Here is a 16,576-nt window from a genome sequence, read left to right as displayed (position 1 = left end):
CAATACCCTAAGAAAACTATGGTAAATCATTAAGTTACAAATTGTTTCCGCTGAGGTTTCCCCTGATGCTGGTATCCCTCCCGCCAACTCTCTACAATCAGCGTTTTTGTCGGGCAGTGCCGGGGTGAGCAGTGGAAAAATATGACGTTATCGTAATTGGCGCAGGGGCTGCGGGCCTGTTTTGTGCGGCGCAGGCGGGCCAGAAAGGGCTGCGCGTACTGCTGATTGATAATGGCAAAAAGGCCGGGCGTAAAATCCTGATGTCCGGCGGTGGCCGCTGCAACTTCACCAATCTGTATACCGAACCGGCGGCCTACCTGTCGCACAACCCTCACTTTTGTAAATCCGCACTGGCGCGTTATACGCAGTGGGATTTTATCGATATGGTGAACCGCCACGGCATTGCCTGGCATGAGAAAACCCTCGGCCAGCTGTTCTGCGATGATTCTGCTCAGCAGATTGTCGATCTGCTGCTGAAAGAGTGCGAGGTGGGGAACGTTACGCTGCGGCTGCGCAGCGAAGTGATGTCCGTGGTGCGTGGCGATTCGGGCTATACGCTGCAGCTCAACGGCGCTGAGGTGCAGGCGGCAAAGCTGGTGATTGCCAGCGGCGGTCTGTCGATGCCGGGGCTGGGCGCATCGCCGTTTGGCTATAAAATTGCCGAACAGTTCGGGCTGAAGGTGTTCCCGACCCGCGCCGGACTGGTGCCGTTCACCCTGCACAAGCCACTGCTGGAACAGCTACAGACGCTCTCCGGCGTGTCGGTGCCGTCGGTGATGACGGCGGAAGACGGCACGGTGTTTAAAGAAGCGCTGCTGTTTACCCACCGCGGCCTGTCCGGCCCGGCGGTGCTCCAGCTTTCCAGCTACTGGCAGCCGGGTGAGTTTGTCACCATCGATCTGTCGCCGCAGCAGGATATCGATGCGTTTATTAATGAAGAGCGTAATCAGCACCCGAATCAGAGCCTTAAAAATACCCTGGCGAAACTGCTGCCTAAGCGGCTGGTCGAGTGCCTGCAATTGCTGGGCCATGTGCCGGAATGCACCCTGAAGCAGCTCAACAGCCGCCAGCAGGGCGAACTGGCGACCACCCTGCATCAGTGGCGCGTGCAGCCGAACGGCACCGAAGGCTATCGCACCGCCGAAGTCACCTTGGGCGGCGTGGACACCACACAGCTTTCCTCGAAAACCATGGAAGCCCGCGACGTGCCGGGGCTGTACTTTATTGGCGAAGTGGTGGACGTGACCGGCTGGCTGGGCGGTTATAACTTCCAGTGGGCGTGGAGCTCCGCCTGGGCTTGTGCACAGGCGCTGTGATGTTTTAAGGGAAAATGCTAAGGTGCTCGGCTGTTATGGCGATTTTGAGATGAAGGGCTGAATGATGGAAGTGTTAAGCTCCAGCGATCCACTTTACACCTTATTCATGCACCCGAAATCAAAGCTGATCGTCAGCCGGTTCCGCAGCCTGGCCGGTGAAAAGAAGATGAGCGAGTGGCAGGTTTTTAACGTGCTGCTGGCGGGCTTTCTGAACTGCTGGGCCGTTAAATCTGAGAATTTCAGGATCCACATCGAATTTGCCAAATCGAGCAACTTCGATTTCCTGTTTGATAAGATCAATGTGACGGTGACGATTGAAGGCATGTCGGGGGAGAGCAATCTTCTGGGGCCGGATTTCTCGCTGCCGCAGTACGATTCCCCCTATGAATTTTGCCGCCTGGTGAATAAAAAAGAGTACGACTCGCGCACCACCTATCTGGGCATGCACGGCAAGTCATATCATAAAGCCAACTTCCAGAGCCTGCCGCAGCCGGACGGGCACTCCGTCCTGACCTGGGAAGGCACGGTGATGGTGTACGACAAAGCCTTCTTCCATCCGAAAAACTACGCTACGACGCTGGGTTTTTTACAGGATGACCTTCACCGCACCGTGACCGAGGCGCTAGTCAAAAGGTTCACCCAGTTCTCGGCGCTGTATGATTATCTCTTCCGGCCTTTGCGGGTAAGAGAGGCGTAATGTCGCCTTTCTGTGCCGTCATTCTGGTTTACCCCGCCATGCGTTCGGATCGATGCCGTATTTATCAATTTTTTTATACAGGCTGCCGCGCGATAGATTAAGCGCCAGCGCGGACTGGCGCAGGTTGCCGCGATGCATCTCCAGCGCCTGCAGGATCAGACTTTTTTCTCCCTCTTCCAGCGTCATTCCGCGTAAATCGGGCACCGACGCGCGCGCGGATTTTCGCTCCATCATCCGCATTTCTTCGGGTAAATCATCGGCATCAATGGTCTCACCCTCATTACTGTTCAGCACCCGCTCAACCAGATTTTCCAGTTCCCGCACGTTGCCGGGCCAGGGATAGGCCGTCAACTGTGCAAGGGCTGCAGTAGAAAAATGGACGTTCTGACGTTTTAGCCCCCGGCAAATATGTTCGCTGAAGTGGGCGAGCAATAGCGGGATGTCCTGCGGGCGATCCCGCAGCGGTGGAACGTTGAGGTTGATGATATTCAGGCGGAAGTAGAGATCCTGACGGAATGCGCCCGTGGCAATATCATGCTTCAGGTCACGATGAGTGGCAGCAATAATACGTATGTTCACTTTGACCGGGCGCTTACCGCCGATACGCATCACTTCGTTCTCCTGCAATACCCGCAGCAGGCTGGTTTGCGCTTCAAGTGGCATATCGCCAATTTCATCAAGAAACAGCGTACCGCCGTCAGCCAGCTCAAATTTTCCGGCAGAGCCGCCGCGTCGCGAGCCGGTAAATGCCCCGTCCTCATAACCAAACAGTTCGCTTTGTACCAAATCGCGTGGGATGGCACCGCAGTTCAGTGCCAGGAACGGTCCGCTGTAGCGGTCGCTGCTGTTGTGGATCGACTGGGCGAACAGCTCTTTTCCCGTGCCACTTTCACCGGTCAGCAAGACGGTGCTGTCGCTCCGGGCGGCGTTTCTCGCCTTGTGGATCACGTCGGAAAGCACTGAGGAGTTGCCGAGGATCATCTCGAAGGTATAGCTGGCGCTGTTGCCCATCATCTGGCGGGTAATGTCCCGGATGCGGCGATGTTCGCGCAGCGTAATCACCCGGTCGCCATCCGGGGTTTTCACTACGGAAATCAGGCAAGCGATGCGCTTTTTAACGTCCGGGCAAAAAGTGACATTCAGATCCTTGCGAGTATCAAAATCTGCCAGAAGGGTCCCTTCCGGTTTCAGAACCCGATCGAAATGCGAAAAACGGACGCTTTCATCCAGGCCCAGAACCTGCCGGGCATAGCGATTCAGTTCCCGGATGGTGCCGTTTGGGCTGGTCACAATGACGCCTTCGTTCATTGACTCCAGGATTGTGCGCTGCTCATTTAGCAAGCGGCGCAGGGTGAGATGCTGGCCAATGGCCTCTGCCGCCGCCTGAACCGTGCCGAGAGTATGGTAATGGAAGGCGTGGCGATTAGCCGTCAGCGTCAGCACGCCAATCATCGTGCCGCTGGCGTCCCTGACCGGCGCCGCCGCGCAGTGTTTACCGCGCTCGCGCAGGGCCTGCTTATAGTTTTCTCCGCTCAGCACGTAAACCACTCGTTTCTCATTCAGGCAGCGCCCGGTGCAGTTGGTGCCAAGTAACTCTTCGGTGAGGATGCTGCCAACCGGGGTCAGATCCTGACCGCAAAAGCAGAGCGTGATGCCGTTGATATCCGTCAGATTAATGTGACCATCCGGATTATAGGCCAGCAGATTTTTCATCACGTCGCGTGCGGTGGCGATCAGCTCCGCGTTGCTTTGTAGTATTTCCGCCAGATGATGAGGATTGCAGAGACTGTAGTTAAAGGTTTCCGTATCCATCCCATCAGCGCGGCAGCGCTTCCAGGACTCCAGAATCGTGGTGCGAAGTGGCGGTTCGTTGCCGGCGATAAATCCGCGCCAGGCGGCATGCGCATCTGGGTCTTCAGGCGTAAGTCGATCGTGCCGTGAATTTCGGGCAATCAACTCCCACTCTTCATCGCCAAAGTGAGTCGGAATAAAGCTCATTTTATCATCTTTTTTATTGGGCCAGAGTGGAGTGACTCTAGCATGAACATGTTCCATAAATGAACATGTTCGATATACATGTCTTGAATGTGAGCATTATGTTAATAAGTTATTATTTATAATTCATTGATTTTCAACAGATAAAAATCTGGCACAGGCTTTGCTATTAGTGATTTGTCTTACCTCACAAGACTAATAACAAAAAACTGTCTGGAGAAAACCTGATGTCCTTACGCAAACACAATGTGCCTTACATATTGTTTATCTGTGCCATCGCCTCGCTCAGCGGGGTGATTCTGGGTTACGACGCTTCGGTGATTTCCGGGGTGATCGATCCGCTAACCGAGCACCTCTCACTGACGCCGGCGGAGAGCGGTTGGGCTGTTTCTAACGTGATTCTGGGCTGCGTGATCGGCGCCTGGGGCGTGGGCTATATATGCGATCGTATTGGCCGTAAAAGCACCCTGGTGATTACCGCCGTCCTGTTTACCATTTCTGCAATTGGTGCTGCCCTGGCACCGGATCTGTTCTGGTTCGTGGTGTACCGCATGATTGGCGGGCTGGCTGTGGGGATGGCGTCGGCAGTTACGCCATTGTATATCGCCGAAGTATCGCCAAAAGATTTACGTGGCCGCATGCTGGGTATGCAGCAAATGCTGATGGTGGGCGGCCAGTTGGTGGTCTATATTGTTAACTATCTGATTGCTAAAGGAATGGCTCACGATTGGATCGTCACTATGGGCTGGCGCTGGATGCTGGCTTCCGGTCTGGTACCCTGCGTGATGTTTCTGCTGCTGGCCTTCTTTATGCCGGAATCTCCGCGCTGGTATGCCATGCGTGGCAAAAAAGAGAAATCGCTGGCGATCCTTACCCGCCTTTCTAACCCGGAACATGCGAAGAACCTGCTGCACGATATCCTCCAGTCGATTGAGCAGGATAACCAGCATTTACAGCAGGGCACCGGTAAAAAACCCCGCATATTTAAGGACAAAAAGGCCGCTTATATTCTGCTGGTTGGCTGCGCTATTGCCGTGCTGCAGCAGGTATCCGGAATTAATATCTTGCTCTATTTTGCTCCCTCGCTGCTGCAGAACGTCACCGGCAGTACTCAGGACTCGCTGTTCCAGAGCATCTTCTTAGGACTGGCTCTGTTGGTTGGCGTATCGGTCGCCCTGATGGCGGTGGACCGCGTTGGCCGTATTCCTCTGCTGCGCTGGGGCTCCCTTGGCTGTGCGCTTAGCCTGTTGTTCACCGCATGGACCTTTATGTCGGGTATGAAGGGCTACGTACCGGTACTGGGCCTGGTGTCATTCGTGCTGGTATTCGGTCTGTCATGGAGCCTGGGCGCCTGGCTACTGATTTCTGAAATCTTCCCTAACCGTATCCGTGCCGTGGCGATGGGCTTTGCTTTCTGCTCGCTGTGGGTATCGAATTTTATTGTGACTCAGAGCTTCCCAATGATGAACCGTAGTCCGGTGCTGATGGCGCATTTTAACGGGGCCTTTCCGTTACTGATTTGTGCGGTGTTTAGCCTGGTTGCCTTTTGGTTCGTTGGCCGCTTCCTGCCGGAAACCCGGGGCGCATCTCTGGAACATATCGAACCGCTCATGCTATCGAAATCCCGCCGTTTCTCGGCAGAAGCCCGCCAGCAGATATCTGCCGCCGAGACGGTTTCTAACACCAAATAATGACTATCCCTACACAGGAGTTAAAAATGTCTGATTCTAAGAAAGTAATTCGCGTTGGGTTGATCGGCGCAGGGCGTATGGGGTCCTTCCATGCCACATCATTCGCACAGCGCATTCCGGGTGCCGTTCTGGCGGCGGTAGTCGACCCGGTTCCCGGCAGCGCTCAAAAGCTGGCGGACCAGCTGGGGGTGGAGAAGGCTTATACAGATCCTCAGGCGCTGTTTGACGATGCCGACATTGACGCAGTGGCTATTGTTTCCCCTGCCCGCACCCATGCTGAGTTGGTGAGCGCCGCCGCTCGCGCCGGAAAGCACGTCTTTTGTGAAAAACCGATGGCGGTAACGCTGGAGGAAGCCGATAGCGCCATTGCTGCCGCGCGTGAAGCGGGCGTCGTGCTGCAGGTTGGCTTCAACCGTCGTTTCGTTGGCGGATTCGCTCACGCGATCGAACAGATTAAAGCGGGTAAAATTGGTACGCCGCAGCTGCTGCGTTCCCTGACCCGCGATCCTGGCCCGTTTGGAGCCGATCCGGCCCGCATTCCCCTGTGGACCATTTATTTGGAAACGCTGATCCACGACTTCGACACGCTGCTGCACTGCAACCCGGGTGCGAAGCCGGTAGAAGTTTACGCTATCGGCGAAGCGCTGGTGCGGCCAGACTTCAAAGACCAGGGCTTCCTGGATACTTCCGTTGTCACCATCCGCTTCGACAATGGCGCGATTGCCATTGCTGAGGCTAATTTCTGCGCGGCCTATGGCTATGACGTCCGCGGCGAAGTATACGGCAGTAAAGGGATGTTCCAGCTGGGCAACATTAATGTCAACAACGCGATTTACTACGGTGCAGAAGGAATTGAGATTGAAACTTCCCGCCGCGATACGGACCTGCTGACCGAGGCCTATGTGGCCGAGATGAAAGAATTTGTTCACAGTATTGTCAGCGGCGAAGCGCCACGCGCGACCGGTGAAGATGCCCGAAACGCGCTGGAGATTGCTCTGGCCTGTATCGCATCTGTTCAACAATCCAAACCGATTAAACTTTGAGGTCCGTATGAGTCAATATCGTCTTTCCGTCTGTGCTGAAATGGTATTTCTCGATCTACCGTTTATCGAACGCGTGAAACGTATTCACGCGATGGGATTTGGGGTGGAAATTTGGGACTGGACGCAGAAGGATATCGAGGCGCTGATTGCCACCGGTGCGCGCTTTACCTCAATGACCGGCTATATCTCTGGCAACCTGACGGATGAGGTTGAAATTGAAAACCTGCTGAGCAGCGCTCAAGCCTCGCTGGAAGTGGCCGAGCGCCTGAATTGCCCGTCGCTTAATTTGCACGGCACCGGACTGAACAACGTCGGCCTGCCGGTCGATCCGGTGAGTATTGTTACCGGGGAAATGTGGCTGCGCGCCAGGGATACGCTGAGCAAGCTGGCAGCGCTGGGTGAGCGGGCGGGAAAAGTTTTCACGCTGGAAAATCTGAATACCGCCGTCGACCATCCCGGTACGCCGTTCGCTAAAGCGGAAGATACGCTGGCGCTGGTGATCGCGGTGAACAGCCCGTATCTGAAGATGAACCTTGATATTTATCATGCGCAGATAGGGGAAGGTAACCTGGTGGAGCTTATCCGCCGCTGCAATAAATATATTGGTGAAGTGCAGGTGGCGGATGTACCGGGCCGTAAAGAACCGGGAACCGGGGAAATTAACTACAAGGCGATTGCCCGCGCCCTGGATGACATCGTGTATCAGGGGACCGTAGCGCTGGAAGGCTGGGCATCGGGTGACTCTGAGGCAGCGTTAATCGCCTTCCGCGATGCACTGACTGCCTGATAATCCCCAGCACCGCTTTCAGCGGTGTGGAAGAAGCACGGCTTGCAATCCGCGAATCTCGTTATCCCGGAGGTATAATCGACATTTGAATGACCGCCTTTAACCGGGCGGTTATTTAAGGGTGAAAAAATATATTTGTGAAGAATTACGCGGGAATACTTCCGCGTAATACCCATGTATTTTTTAAGACTTAATTAACCACGAACTGTATTCTGCTTGATGTTATAATCCCGCCGAAAATTACCGCACCCGCCGTCCGGCATTAAAAAATTATAGTTAATATTGAGGGAGTTATGCTTAGGCGTTTTTTTAGTTATTACGTACCTTACAAGAAGCTTTTTCTGCTCGATTTTGGCTGTGCCATTCTTGCCGGGCTGCTGGAGCTTTCCTTCCCGATGGCGGTTCGCGCCTTTATTGACAAGCTGCTGCCTGCCCAGGACTGGGTGATGATTATTGTTGCCTCGGTGGCGCTGCTGGCGATCTACCTGATTAATACCGGGCTGATGGCGGTGGTGAACTACTGGGGGCACGCGCTGGGCGTCGGGATTGAAACCGATATGCGCCAGCAGGCGTTCCAGCATTTGCAGAAGCTGTCGCTGGGCTATTACGACAACGTGAAAACCGGCCACATTATTACCCACGTCACCAAAGATCTGGAAGAAGTGGGGGAAATCGCCCACCACGGCCCGGAAGATCTGTTTATTGCGGTGATGACCTTTATTGGTGCCTTTATTCTGATGGCGACGGTGCATATGCCGCTGGCGCTGATGACCATTATTATCGTGCCGTCGATGACCTGGCTGGTCAGCCGACACGGCAGCCAGATGACCAACACCTGGCGCAAGCTGTTTGGTCAGATCGGTGATTTCAACGCCCGCATCGAAGAGAGCATCGGCGGTGTGCGCGTGGTGAAGGCGTTTGCCAACGAGCATCAGGAAGAGAAGCTGTTTGCCCGCGATAACGTGAACTACAAAACCACCAAGCTGCAGGCCTACCGCATTATGACCGCCAGCATGACGCTGAGCTATCTCAGCACCCGTCTGGTTCAGCTGGTGATTATGGTGGCGGGCACGTGGTACGTGCTGAAGGGTGAGCTGAGCTACGGCGGGTTTATCGGTTTCCTGCTGCTGGTGGAAGTGTTCTTCCGCCCGGTGCAGAAGATTTCGTCGGTGATGGAGAGCTATCCGAAAGGGATTGCCGGTTTCCGCCGCTTCACCCAGCTGCTGGACACCGCACCGGATATTACCGATAAGCCGGATGCACGCGTGGTCAGCGCGCTGAAGGGCGATATCGAGTTCGATAACGTTACCTTTGGCTACAGCGCGGGTTCAACGGTGCTGAAGGATTTGAATCTGACTATCCGCGCCGGTGAAACGGTGGCGTTTGTCGGGCCGAGCGGTGCGGGTAAAACCACGCTGTGCTCGCTGCTGCCGCGTTTTTACGACGTGCAGGAGGGGGCTATTCGGGTCGACGGTCTGGATATTCGCGATATGACTCAGCAGTCGCTGCGCGGTCAGATCGGGATTGTGCAGCAGGACGTGTTCCTGTTTGGCGGTTCGATTCGCGAGAATATCGCCTATGGTCGTTTGCACGCGACGGAAGAGGAAATCTGGCAGGCGGCGACCCGCGCGCGTCTGGCGGATTTGATCAACAGTTTGCCGGACGGTCTGGATACGATTGTAGGCGAGCGCGGCGTGAAGCTTTCCGGCGGTCAGAAGCAGCGTATTTCGATTGCCCGCGTGTTCCTGAAGAATCCACCGATTCTGATTCTGGATGAGGCGACGTCGGCGCTGGATACAGCGACGGAGCAGGCGATTCAGCAGTCGCTGTCCGAGCTGTCGGTGGGGCGTACGTCGCTGATTATTGCCCACCGTTTGACGACGATTCAGAATGCCGATCGGATTATTGTGGTGGACGATAGTGGGATTGTGGAGCAGGGCAGTCATAAGCAGCTTCTGGAGCGCCGCGGGCGTTATGCGCATTTGTATGATGCGCAGCTGACAAGGGCGTAGTTTTTTAGCGGTTTGGAGGTGGGTGTGTATGCCTCCAGTTTGTTGTCTGATACTTGTGGTGACTGTGGTGACTGTGGTGACTGTGGTGACTGCGGTGGTTGCGCGGACGGGTCGCGGCTACGACTGGCGGTCCTCGCGCCGCTTCGCGGTGCCTTCACTTTGTTCGTCAGCCTGTCGGACCGGCTCAGACGGCACATCCGTGTGCCGACCGAGCCTTGCGCCCGCGTCCTGCGGGCTTATCCTGGCTTCCTCTCTCCGTTCAGCGCTGCGGATTGCCCGTCGTAGCCGCGACCCGTCCACGCCGTGACTGTTGAGTTGCTTTCAGAGCAAAACGAGCCTGTACATAAATTTGCAATAACAAAGCCTGCTGCTGCCTTTCGCTACATTCCGGCTCAATATTCATGTTGAGTGCTTTCGACTGAACTGATCATTAAGCAGCGACTTCAATACCATGAAGGTGCACAGCCTCTGCCGGGGATACCGGGCAATCCGCAGCGCTGAGGTGGAAGCAGCTGGCCAGGAGACACCGACAGGACGTCGGTGTCAGGCGGAGTCGGGTCAGGGAAGACCCGTCTTCGCCGGTCCGCCCGGCCGGATGCTGTAACCGAAGGCATCACGCAGCGCGTGACGCGAGGACCGACCGGTATCCCCGGCAGAGGCTGGGAACCCTACACAATCTTGCCGCAATCCCGGCAGAGGCTGGGAACCCGGCACCGTACTTACCCGCGACCCCAGCCTGAACACTCATTCCGCCCGCACCGCCCGACGCCTCCCCGACATCACATAACCGGCGCAGGCACAGGCTGCAATAAACCACGGAATAAACTTAATCAGCGCTGAATCACTGCCGCTAATCAACTGCAGATTATCAATCACCAACACAATCGTTATCAGCATAAAAATAATCGCCAGCAGCGGAGCCCAAAACACCTGCCAGGCACTGTTATCATGCTCAACGCGATAACGGAAAAACACGACAACCGCCGCCGAAACCCCCACCTGCAACATCAGAATCGCCAGCGTGGCAATTGCCGAACCGAAAGCAAAAATATGCACCATCGGGTCCATATTGGTACTGCCCATCCCCGCCAGCAGCAGCAGTAAGATTACGCTGTGCATATGACTGGCCTTGTGCGGCGTCCCGTTGGTCGGATGCGTCTCCGACAGCTCCTTCCAGATCAACCCGTCGCGGCTGATGCTGTAGATATAGCGCGAAATATTGTTGTGGAAGGCCAGCGTGGCGGCAAACAGACTGGTAATCAGCAGCACCGACATGGTTTCAACCGCCCACTGGCCGACGTACTGCCGGGTAATATCAAACACGAAGTTGCCGGGATCTTTACTGGCGATCGCCGCAATCTGCTCAAAGCCGTAAACCTGCACAAACGACCAGCTGGTGAAACAGAAGAAGGCGGTAATAATGACCAGCGCACAGATTGTGGCGCGTGGAATGGTTTTCTTCGGCTCCCGGCACTCCTCGGCATAGATTGCCGTGGACTCAAAACCAATAAACGCGGCGATGGAAAATACAAAGGCGATGCCGAGATTACCGTGCATAAACACCGACGGCTCAAACGAACTGAAATTCAGCGGGCCGCTCTTTTTCAACAGGATCATCACGTCGGTCAGCAGCACAATCGCCACCTCGGCCAGCATCAGCACCCCCAGCAGCTTGCCACCGACCTCAACCCGCTTAATGCCCAGCACCCAGGCGATGACCGCAAACAGCATGCTCAGCGCCCACCAGGGAATATGGGCCGCCAGATGCTGCTCAAGGAACAGACTGCTGAAGAAACCGAGCATCGCCATAATGGCCGTCTGCACCGAGAAATAGGCCAGCAGCGCCAGCATGGAAGCCGATGCGCCCCAGCTTTCACCCAGCCCCTTTGAGATATAGGTGTAGAACGCCCCTGCATCGGTGACGTAGCGGCTCATGGTCAGGTAGCCAACGGAAAACAGCATCAGGATCAGGCAGGCGATAATATAAACCACCGGAATACCGCCGCCGTTTCCGGTGAAAATCGCCACCGGCAGCCCGCCGACTACCCCGGTAAGGGGGGAGGCCGCCGCCACAACAAAGAACACCAGGGAAGAAAGTCCGAGGGTATTTTTTCGTAAACCGCTTGAGTTACTCATCGCCAGCGCCTTATTGCAGAGTGAAATCGAACCCAGAGAAGTGAGCTTTCTGAGCAGGAAACGGATATGCATCATTTCTCAGCGGTGAGGGCGGCGATAGAAAAAATCGGACAGCACGGCGGTGCAACAGCTGCACCATTTCAGTGCTACTTTCTGCTAACGGGTCGCTAACCTTGCGCTAACGACCGGGGTTCAGTGATGGCGAATACGACCGTTGTAGGACTCGTGCAGCGTGCGGCGCTGATAGTCCAGCGGCGTGGTGCTGACCAGCTTTTTGAACTCGCGCAGAAAGTGCGATTGATCGCTAAATCCAAGGTCCAGCGCGAGGTCGGAAAATGACACCGCGCCCTGCTGATGCAGACTGTTCAACGCTGCCTGGCAGCGCATAATGCGGCCGAAGGTTTTCGGCGACATCCCGGTATCCTGCCTGAACTGGCGCTGAATCGTCCGGCAGGTGTAGCCGGTCAGTGACTCCAGCTGCTCAATGCGAATATTGCCTTTCTGCCGCAGGATGGTCTGAATACTCAGCCCGGTCACGGCGGACGTTTTGCGCACCAGTCGCGAGGTAAAGTGCTGATTAAACAGATCTATCTGCCGCGAGAACTGCGAATGGCGCAGGATCTGCTCGCAGGCCAGCCGGGCATCCGGCACCACGTCCAGAAAGTTAAACTCGCGATCGGTTAACTCCTCCGCCACCAGATCCAGAAAATCAGGGATTACCCCCGGCGCAAAGCGTACGCCGAAGTAGCGATGATCGCGGATTAGCTCCGCGCTGCGGGCCTCCAGCGTGGTGCCGCACACCCGCGCCACCGGTTTTAGCGCATCACAGTCAAAAACGATATCCACGCAGCCGTCCGGGATTGCCAGCGTCAGGCTGGCGGAGTGCGCCACGTCAAAACTGTAGAAGTGAGCAATCGCCGGATGGCGGGAGGCCATCAGCGAGTACTGATGTGCCGCACTAAGCACAAACCACGGCTGTTCCGGCTGGATGACGGCGCTCTGGCCGCAGACAAGATCGTGTGACATAGGCGGTTCCTGCATAGCAATGATGATGCTCAGTCAATGCAATCAGGGTGCCACTTCCGTTTTGGCGCGTTTCGGCGCGTGTCGCAAATATTCAATACAGCCCAGGCAACCGCACGATATTGATAAACGCAATTCCTGCGCTATCACCCGTTTTCCAGAGGCGACCGAGATGACCGACAACACCAGAATTGATTTTCTCTACCTTTCCGAGCAGGACATGATCCGCGCCGGAGTGACCGATATGGCCAGCTGTGTGGATACGATGGAGGAGATGTTTGGCCTGCTGTATCAGGGCGACTATCGTATGGCCGGCGCCAATAACGATTCCCACGGTGCGATGGTCACCTTCCCAGAAAACTCGCCGTTTCCCACCATGCCGAAGCCGACGGCTGACCGCCGTCTGATGGCGATGCCCGCCTACCTCGGCGGCAGCTTTTGCACCGCTGGGGTGAAGTGGTACGGCTCGAATATTGCCAACCGGCAGAAGGGGTTACCGCGCTCGATCCTGATGTTCACCCTTAACGATGCCGACACCGGTGCACCGCTGGCGCATATGTCCGCCAACCTGCTGTCCGCCTACCGTACCGGTGCGGTGCCGGGGGTCGGCGCGCGCCATCTGGCGCGTAAAGATTCCCGAGTGATTGGTCTGCTGGGGCCGGGCGTAATGGGCAAAACCGCCGTTGCCGCGTTTCTTGCCGTCTGCCCGCAGATCGACACCATCAAAGTGAAAGGCCGCGGGCAGCGTAGCCTGGACAATTTCATCTCCTGGGTCACCGCCACCTGGCCGCAGATCGCCACCGTGCAGGTGGTCGATACCCTCGAAGAGGTGGTGCGCGGCTCCGATATCGTTACCTACTGTAGCTCCGGCGAGGTGGGCGATCCGGCGACCTATCCGATCGTCAAGCGCGAGTGGGTGAAGCCCGGCGCATTCCTGGCGATGCCCGCGCTGTGCAATATCGACGAAGGGATGGAACGGGCCGACGTGCGCAAGGTGCTGGATAACACCGGCCTGTATCACGCCTGGTTCGAGGAAGTGCCCAAACCTGCCCACCACACCATTCCCGTTATCGGCGTGCGCTTTATGGACATGCTGGCCGCCGGACAATTGGCCCCGGAACAGCTGGAAGACATCGGCAAAATCATCGCCGGGGACGCGCCGGGCCGCCTGAACGATGACGAAATTATCATTATGTCGGTCGGCGGTATGCCGGTCGAAGACGTGGCCTGGGGCACGGTGGTTTACCGCAATGCGCTGGCTAACAACATCGGCGTCAAGCTGAACCTGTGGGACAGCCCGGCGCTGAGCTGAGCCTGTCTGCACGCTGCTCACCCTGATACGTTTACCTGAATGGAAGAACAACATGACCAGAATCATCAAAGTAAAAACCGGATCGATCTTCGAAGAAAAAGCCAGCTACTCGCGCGTGGTGGCGGTCGATAACTGGATCTACGTTTCCAATACTGCCGGGCGCAACCCGCAGACCAAAGAGATCCCCGAGGACATTGCCGAACAGACGCAGCAGGTGTTTGCCAATGTTGAGCAGGCGCTGGCGGCGGTTGATGCCTCGCTGGCCGACGTGATTTGTTCACGCCTCTTTATTCAGGACCCTGCCGATATCCATACGGTGATGGCTATCGTCGGCGAGAAATTCCGTGGTATCGACCCTGCTTTAACGGCCACCTGCCCGCCGCTGGGTTCCACGGTGTACAAAGTGGAGCTGGAGGTTACTGCTTACCGTGGAGCCTCTACGGCCAGCGTTGAAAAGCTTAACGTTTCTCAGTAATTCACTCAGCATAAGAAGGTGATGGCGATGGCTCCTGCGATAACGCCGGTACAAACGTCCGCGAACTTCCCGCCGCAAACCACGGTGGTCATTATTGGCGGCGGCATAGTTGGCCTGACGGCGGCGCTGACGCTGGCGGAACGAAATATTCCGGTGGTGGTACTGGAAAAAGGCCGCATAGCTGGCGAACAGTCCTCCCGTAACCTCGGCTGGGTGCGGAAAACCAGCCGCCTGGCCGAGGATATTCCGCTGGCGCAGGCCGCCGATCGGCTGTGGGCGGAGATGCCTGCGCGGGTCGGCAGTGATGTCGGCTATCGTCAGGCAGGCATTATGTTTGCCGCCCGCACGGAGGCACAGATGGCGATGTACGAAGGCTGGCTGAAATCGGTCAGTTCTCTGCATCTGGATTCCCATCTGCTGAGCGCGCAACAGATCGCCGCCCGGGTGCCTGGCGGCAGCAGCCAGTGGACCGGAGGGATTTTCACCCCCTCCGACGGGCGGGCAGAGCCGACGCTGGCCTCCAGCGCCATTGCCCGCGCGGCGATGGCCAAAGGGGCGGTGATTGTTGAGCACTGCGCGGTGCGTACACTGAGTATGACAGCGGGCAGGGTCAGCGGTGTGGTGACCGAACGTGGGGAAATCCGCTGCGAGCAGGTACTGCTGGCTGGCGGTATCTGGTCGAGGCGTCTGCTGGGCAATCTGGGTATTTCGCTGCCGGTGCTGCCGCTGGTGTGTTCGGTACTGCGTACGAAGCCGATGGACGGGCCGACGGATATTGCCGTTGGCGCGCCGGATTTCTCCTTCCGTAAGCATATCGACGGCGGTTTTATTGTTACTCAGCGCGGTGCGCTGGATGCTTCGCTGACGCTGGACCATTTTCTGTTGGGAACGCGCTATCTGCCGCAGCTTCGCGCACAGCGGGATTTTCTGCGGATTAAAATCGGCACGCCGTTTGTCCGCGATCTGATGCTGGCGCGGCGCTGGCAGGCCAGCAGCCGGTCGCCGTTCGAGCGGGTACGGACGATGGACCCGCCGGTGAATGCGGGGCTGAATCAGGAGGCGTTAACCAACCTCAGGGCGGCGTGGCCGGTGTTTTCGCAGGCGGAAATTGCCGAAGCGTGGGCCGGAACTATCGATGTGACGCCGGATTCGAATCCGGTTATTGGCCCGGTGGCGAAGCTGCCCGGTCTGACGCTGGCGACTGGTTTTTCCGGGCACGGTTTCGGCACTTCACCGGCGGCAGGGCAGCTGGCAGCGGATCTGGTGTGTGGGGATGCGCCGCTGATCGATCCTGCGCCGTACCGGTTCGATCGCTTTTGAGGGGGCTGACGGGGCGCGGATAAAACCGAGTCGGGTTCCCAGCCTCTGTAGATGTCGCGTATAAAACCGAGTCGAGTTCCCAGCCTCTGCCGGGATTGCGGTAAGATCGTGCACGGTTCACAGTCTCTGCCGGGGATACCGGGCGGTCCTCGCGTCACGCGCTGCGTGATGCCTTCGGTTTCAGCATCCGGCCGGGTGGCTTGGCTAATTTAGTCGCGGATAAAACGGTTCCGGGTTCCCAGCCTCTGCCGGTGCTACCGGTCGGTCCTCGCGTCACGCGCTGCGCGATGCCTTCGGTTTCAGCATCCGGCTGGGTGGCTTGGCAAACTTAGTCGCGGGTAAATACGGTTCCGGGTTCCCAGCCTCTGCCGGGGCTCCCGGTCGGTCCTCGCGTCACGCGCTGCGTGATGCCTTCGGTTACAGCATCCGGCCGGGCGGACCGGCGAAGACGGGTCTTCCCTGACCCTACTCCGCCTGACACCGACGTCCTGTCGGTGTCTCCTGGCCAGCTGCTTCCACCTCAGCGCTGCGGATTGCCCGGTATCCCCGGCAGAGGCTGTGCACCTTCATGGGATTTTTGTCGCTGCTTCGAAAACAGTTCGGGTTACGAGGTTCAGTACGAGAATTTAGCGGATATGTTCTGCTCTAAATACGTTTCATGAGTTATAGCCCGGACGAACCGCCGCCACGGCGTGCAATCTAAAACGCTGAATGAAGAAAGGGTATCAGCGTGGCTCCACAGCCAGGCACAACACCAATTTCGGTCTGA

12 protein-coding genes are annotated in these 16,576 nt (G+C 56.9%); 9 read left to right on the top strand and 3 right to left on the bottom strand.

The window, feature by feature from the left end:
• Positions 1-131: 131 nt before the first annotated feature.
• Complete coding sequence (locus tag JOE09_RS22175) at positions 132-1,316, top strand: aminoacetone oxidase family FAD-binding enzyme (RefSeq protein WP_205067356.1); 1,185 nt, start codon at positions 132-134, stop codon at positions 1,314-1,316.
• Between the two features lie 61 nt (positions 1,317-1,377).
• Positions 1,378-2,013 (top strand): hypothetical protein, encoded by a 636-nt coding sequence (locus JOE09_RS22170; protein WP_205067355.1) that lies wholly within the window; start codon positions 1,378-1,380, stop codon positions 2,011-2,013.
• An 18-nt stretch (positions 2,014-2,031) separates the two neighbouring features.
• Here the strand turns inward: JOE09_RS22170 and JOE09_RS22165 are convergent, their stop codons facing one another.
• Positions 2,032-4,011, bottom strand: coding sequence for a sigma-54-dependent Fis family transcriptional regulator (locus JOE09_RS22165; RefSeq protein WP_205067354.1), 1,980 nt, complete (start codon positions 4,009-4,011; stop codon positions 2,032-2,034).
• Between the two features lie 224 nt (positions 4,012-4,235).
• Here JOE09_RS22165 and JOE09_RS22160 point away from each other — a divergent pair, with 224 nt between their 5' ends.
• From JOE09_RS22160 to JOE09_RS22145, 4 genes are all read left to right on the top strand, one after another.
• Positions 4,236-5,699 (top strand): sugar porter family MFS transporter, encoded by a 1,464-nt coding sequence (locus JOE09_RS22160; RefSeq protein WP_205067353.1) that lies wholly within the window; start codon positions 4,236-4,238, stop codon positions 5,697-5,699.
• Positions 5,700-5,725: 26 nt separating this feature from the next.
• Positions 5,726-6,742: a Gfo/Idh/MocA family oxidoreductase gene (locus tag JOE09_RS22155; RefSeq protein WP_205067352.1), complete on the top strand. Its 1,017-nt coding sequence runs from the start codon at positions 5,726-5,728 to the stop codon at positions 6,740-6,742.
• 7 nt (positions 6,743-6,749) lie between these two features.
• Positions 6,750-7,529: a TIM barrel protein gene (locus JOE09_RS22150; protein WP_205067351.1), complete on the top strand. Its 780-nt coding sequence runs from the start codon at positions 6,750-6,752 to the stop codon at positions 7,527-7,529.
• A 293-nt stretch (positions 7,530-7,822) separates the two neighbouring features.
• Entirely contained in the window at positions 7,823-9,541 is a 1,719-nt protein-coding gene (locus JOE09_RS22145) for an ABC transporter ATP-binding protein (protein ID WP_205067350.1), read from the top strand.
• A gap of 744 nt (positions 9,542-10,285) precedes the next feature.
• On the opposite strand, the gene JOE09_RS22140 is transcribed toward JOE09_RS22145, so the two are convergent.
• A complete protein-coding gene (locus JOE09_RS22140) occupies positions 10,286-11,677 on the bottom strand; it encodes an APC family permease (RefSeq protein ID WP_205067349.1) in 1,392 nt (463 codons plus the stop codon).
• Between the two features lie 192 nt (positions 11,678-11,869).
• Entirely contained in the window at positions 11,870-12,703 is an 834-nt protein-coding gene (locus JOE09_RS22135; RefSeq protein ID WP_205067348.1) for an AraC family transcriptional regulator, read from the bottom strand.
• A 169-nt stretch (positions 12,704-12,872) separates the two neighbouring features.
• Here JOE09_RS22135 and JOE09_RS22130 point away from each other — a divergent pair, with 169 nt between their 5' ends.
• The 3 genes from JOE09_RS22130 to JOE09_RS22120 are packed head-to-tail and all read left to right on the top strand — an operon-like array spanning position 12,873 to position 15,807.
• The gene (locus JOE09_RS22130) at positions 12,873-14,012 is read left to right on the top strand and encodes an ornithine cyclodeaminase family protein (protein ID WP_105594138.1); all 1,140 of its coding nucleotides are present in this window, start codon (positions 12,873-12,875) and stop codon (positions 14,010-14,012) included.
• 52 nt (positions 14,013-14,064) lie between these two features.
• Positions 14,065-14,487 carry a RidA family protein gene (locus tag JOE09_RS22125; protein WP_205067347.1) on the top strand — a complete coding sequence of 141 codons (423 nt, stop codon included), beginning with the start codon at positions 14,065-14,067 and terminating at the stop codon, positions 14,485-14,487.
• Between the two features lie 27 nt (positions 14,488-14,514).
• Positions 14,515-15,807 carry an NAD(P)/FAD-dependent oxidoreductase gene (locus JOE09_RS22120; RefSeq protein ID WP_205067346.1) on the top strand — a complete coding sequence of 431 codons (1,293 nt, stop codon included), beginning with the start codon at positions 14,515-14,517 and terminating at the stop codon, positions 15,805-15,807.
• The last annotated feature ends 769 nt before the right edge of the window (positions 15,808-16,576 follow it).

Source organism: Pantoea coffeiphila (assembly GCF_016909495.1).
In the GTDB taxonomy this organism is placed as follows: domain Bacteria; phylum Pseudomonadota; class Gammaproteobacteria; order Enterobacterales; family Enterobacteriaceae; genus Erwinia; species Erwinia coffeiphila.
This window is presented reverse-complemented; position numbering and strand designations above follow the sequence as displayed.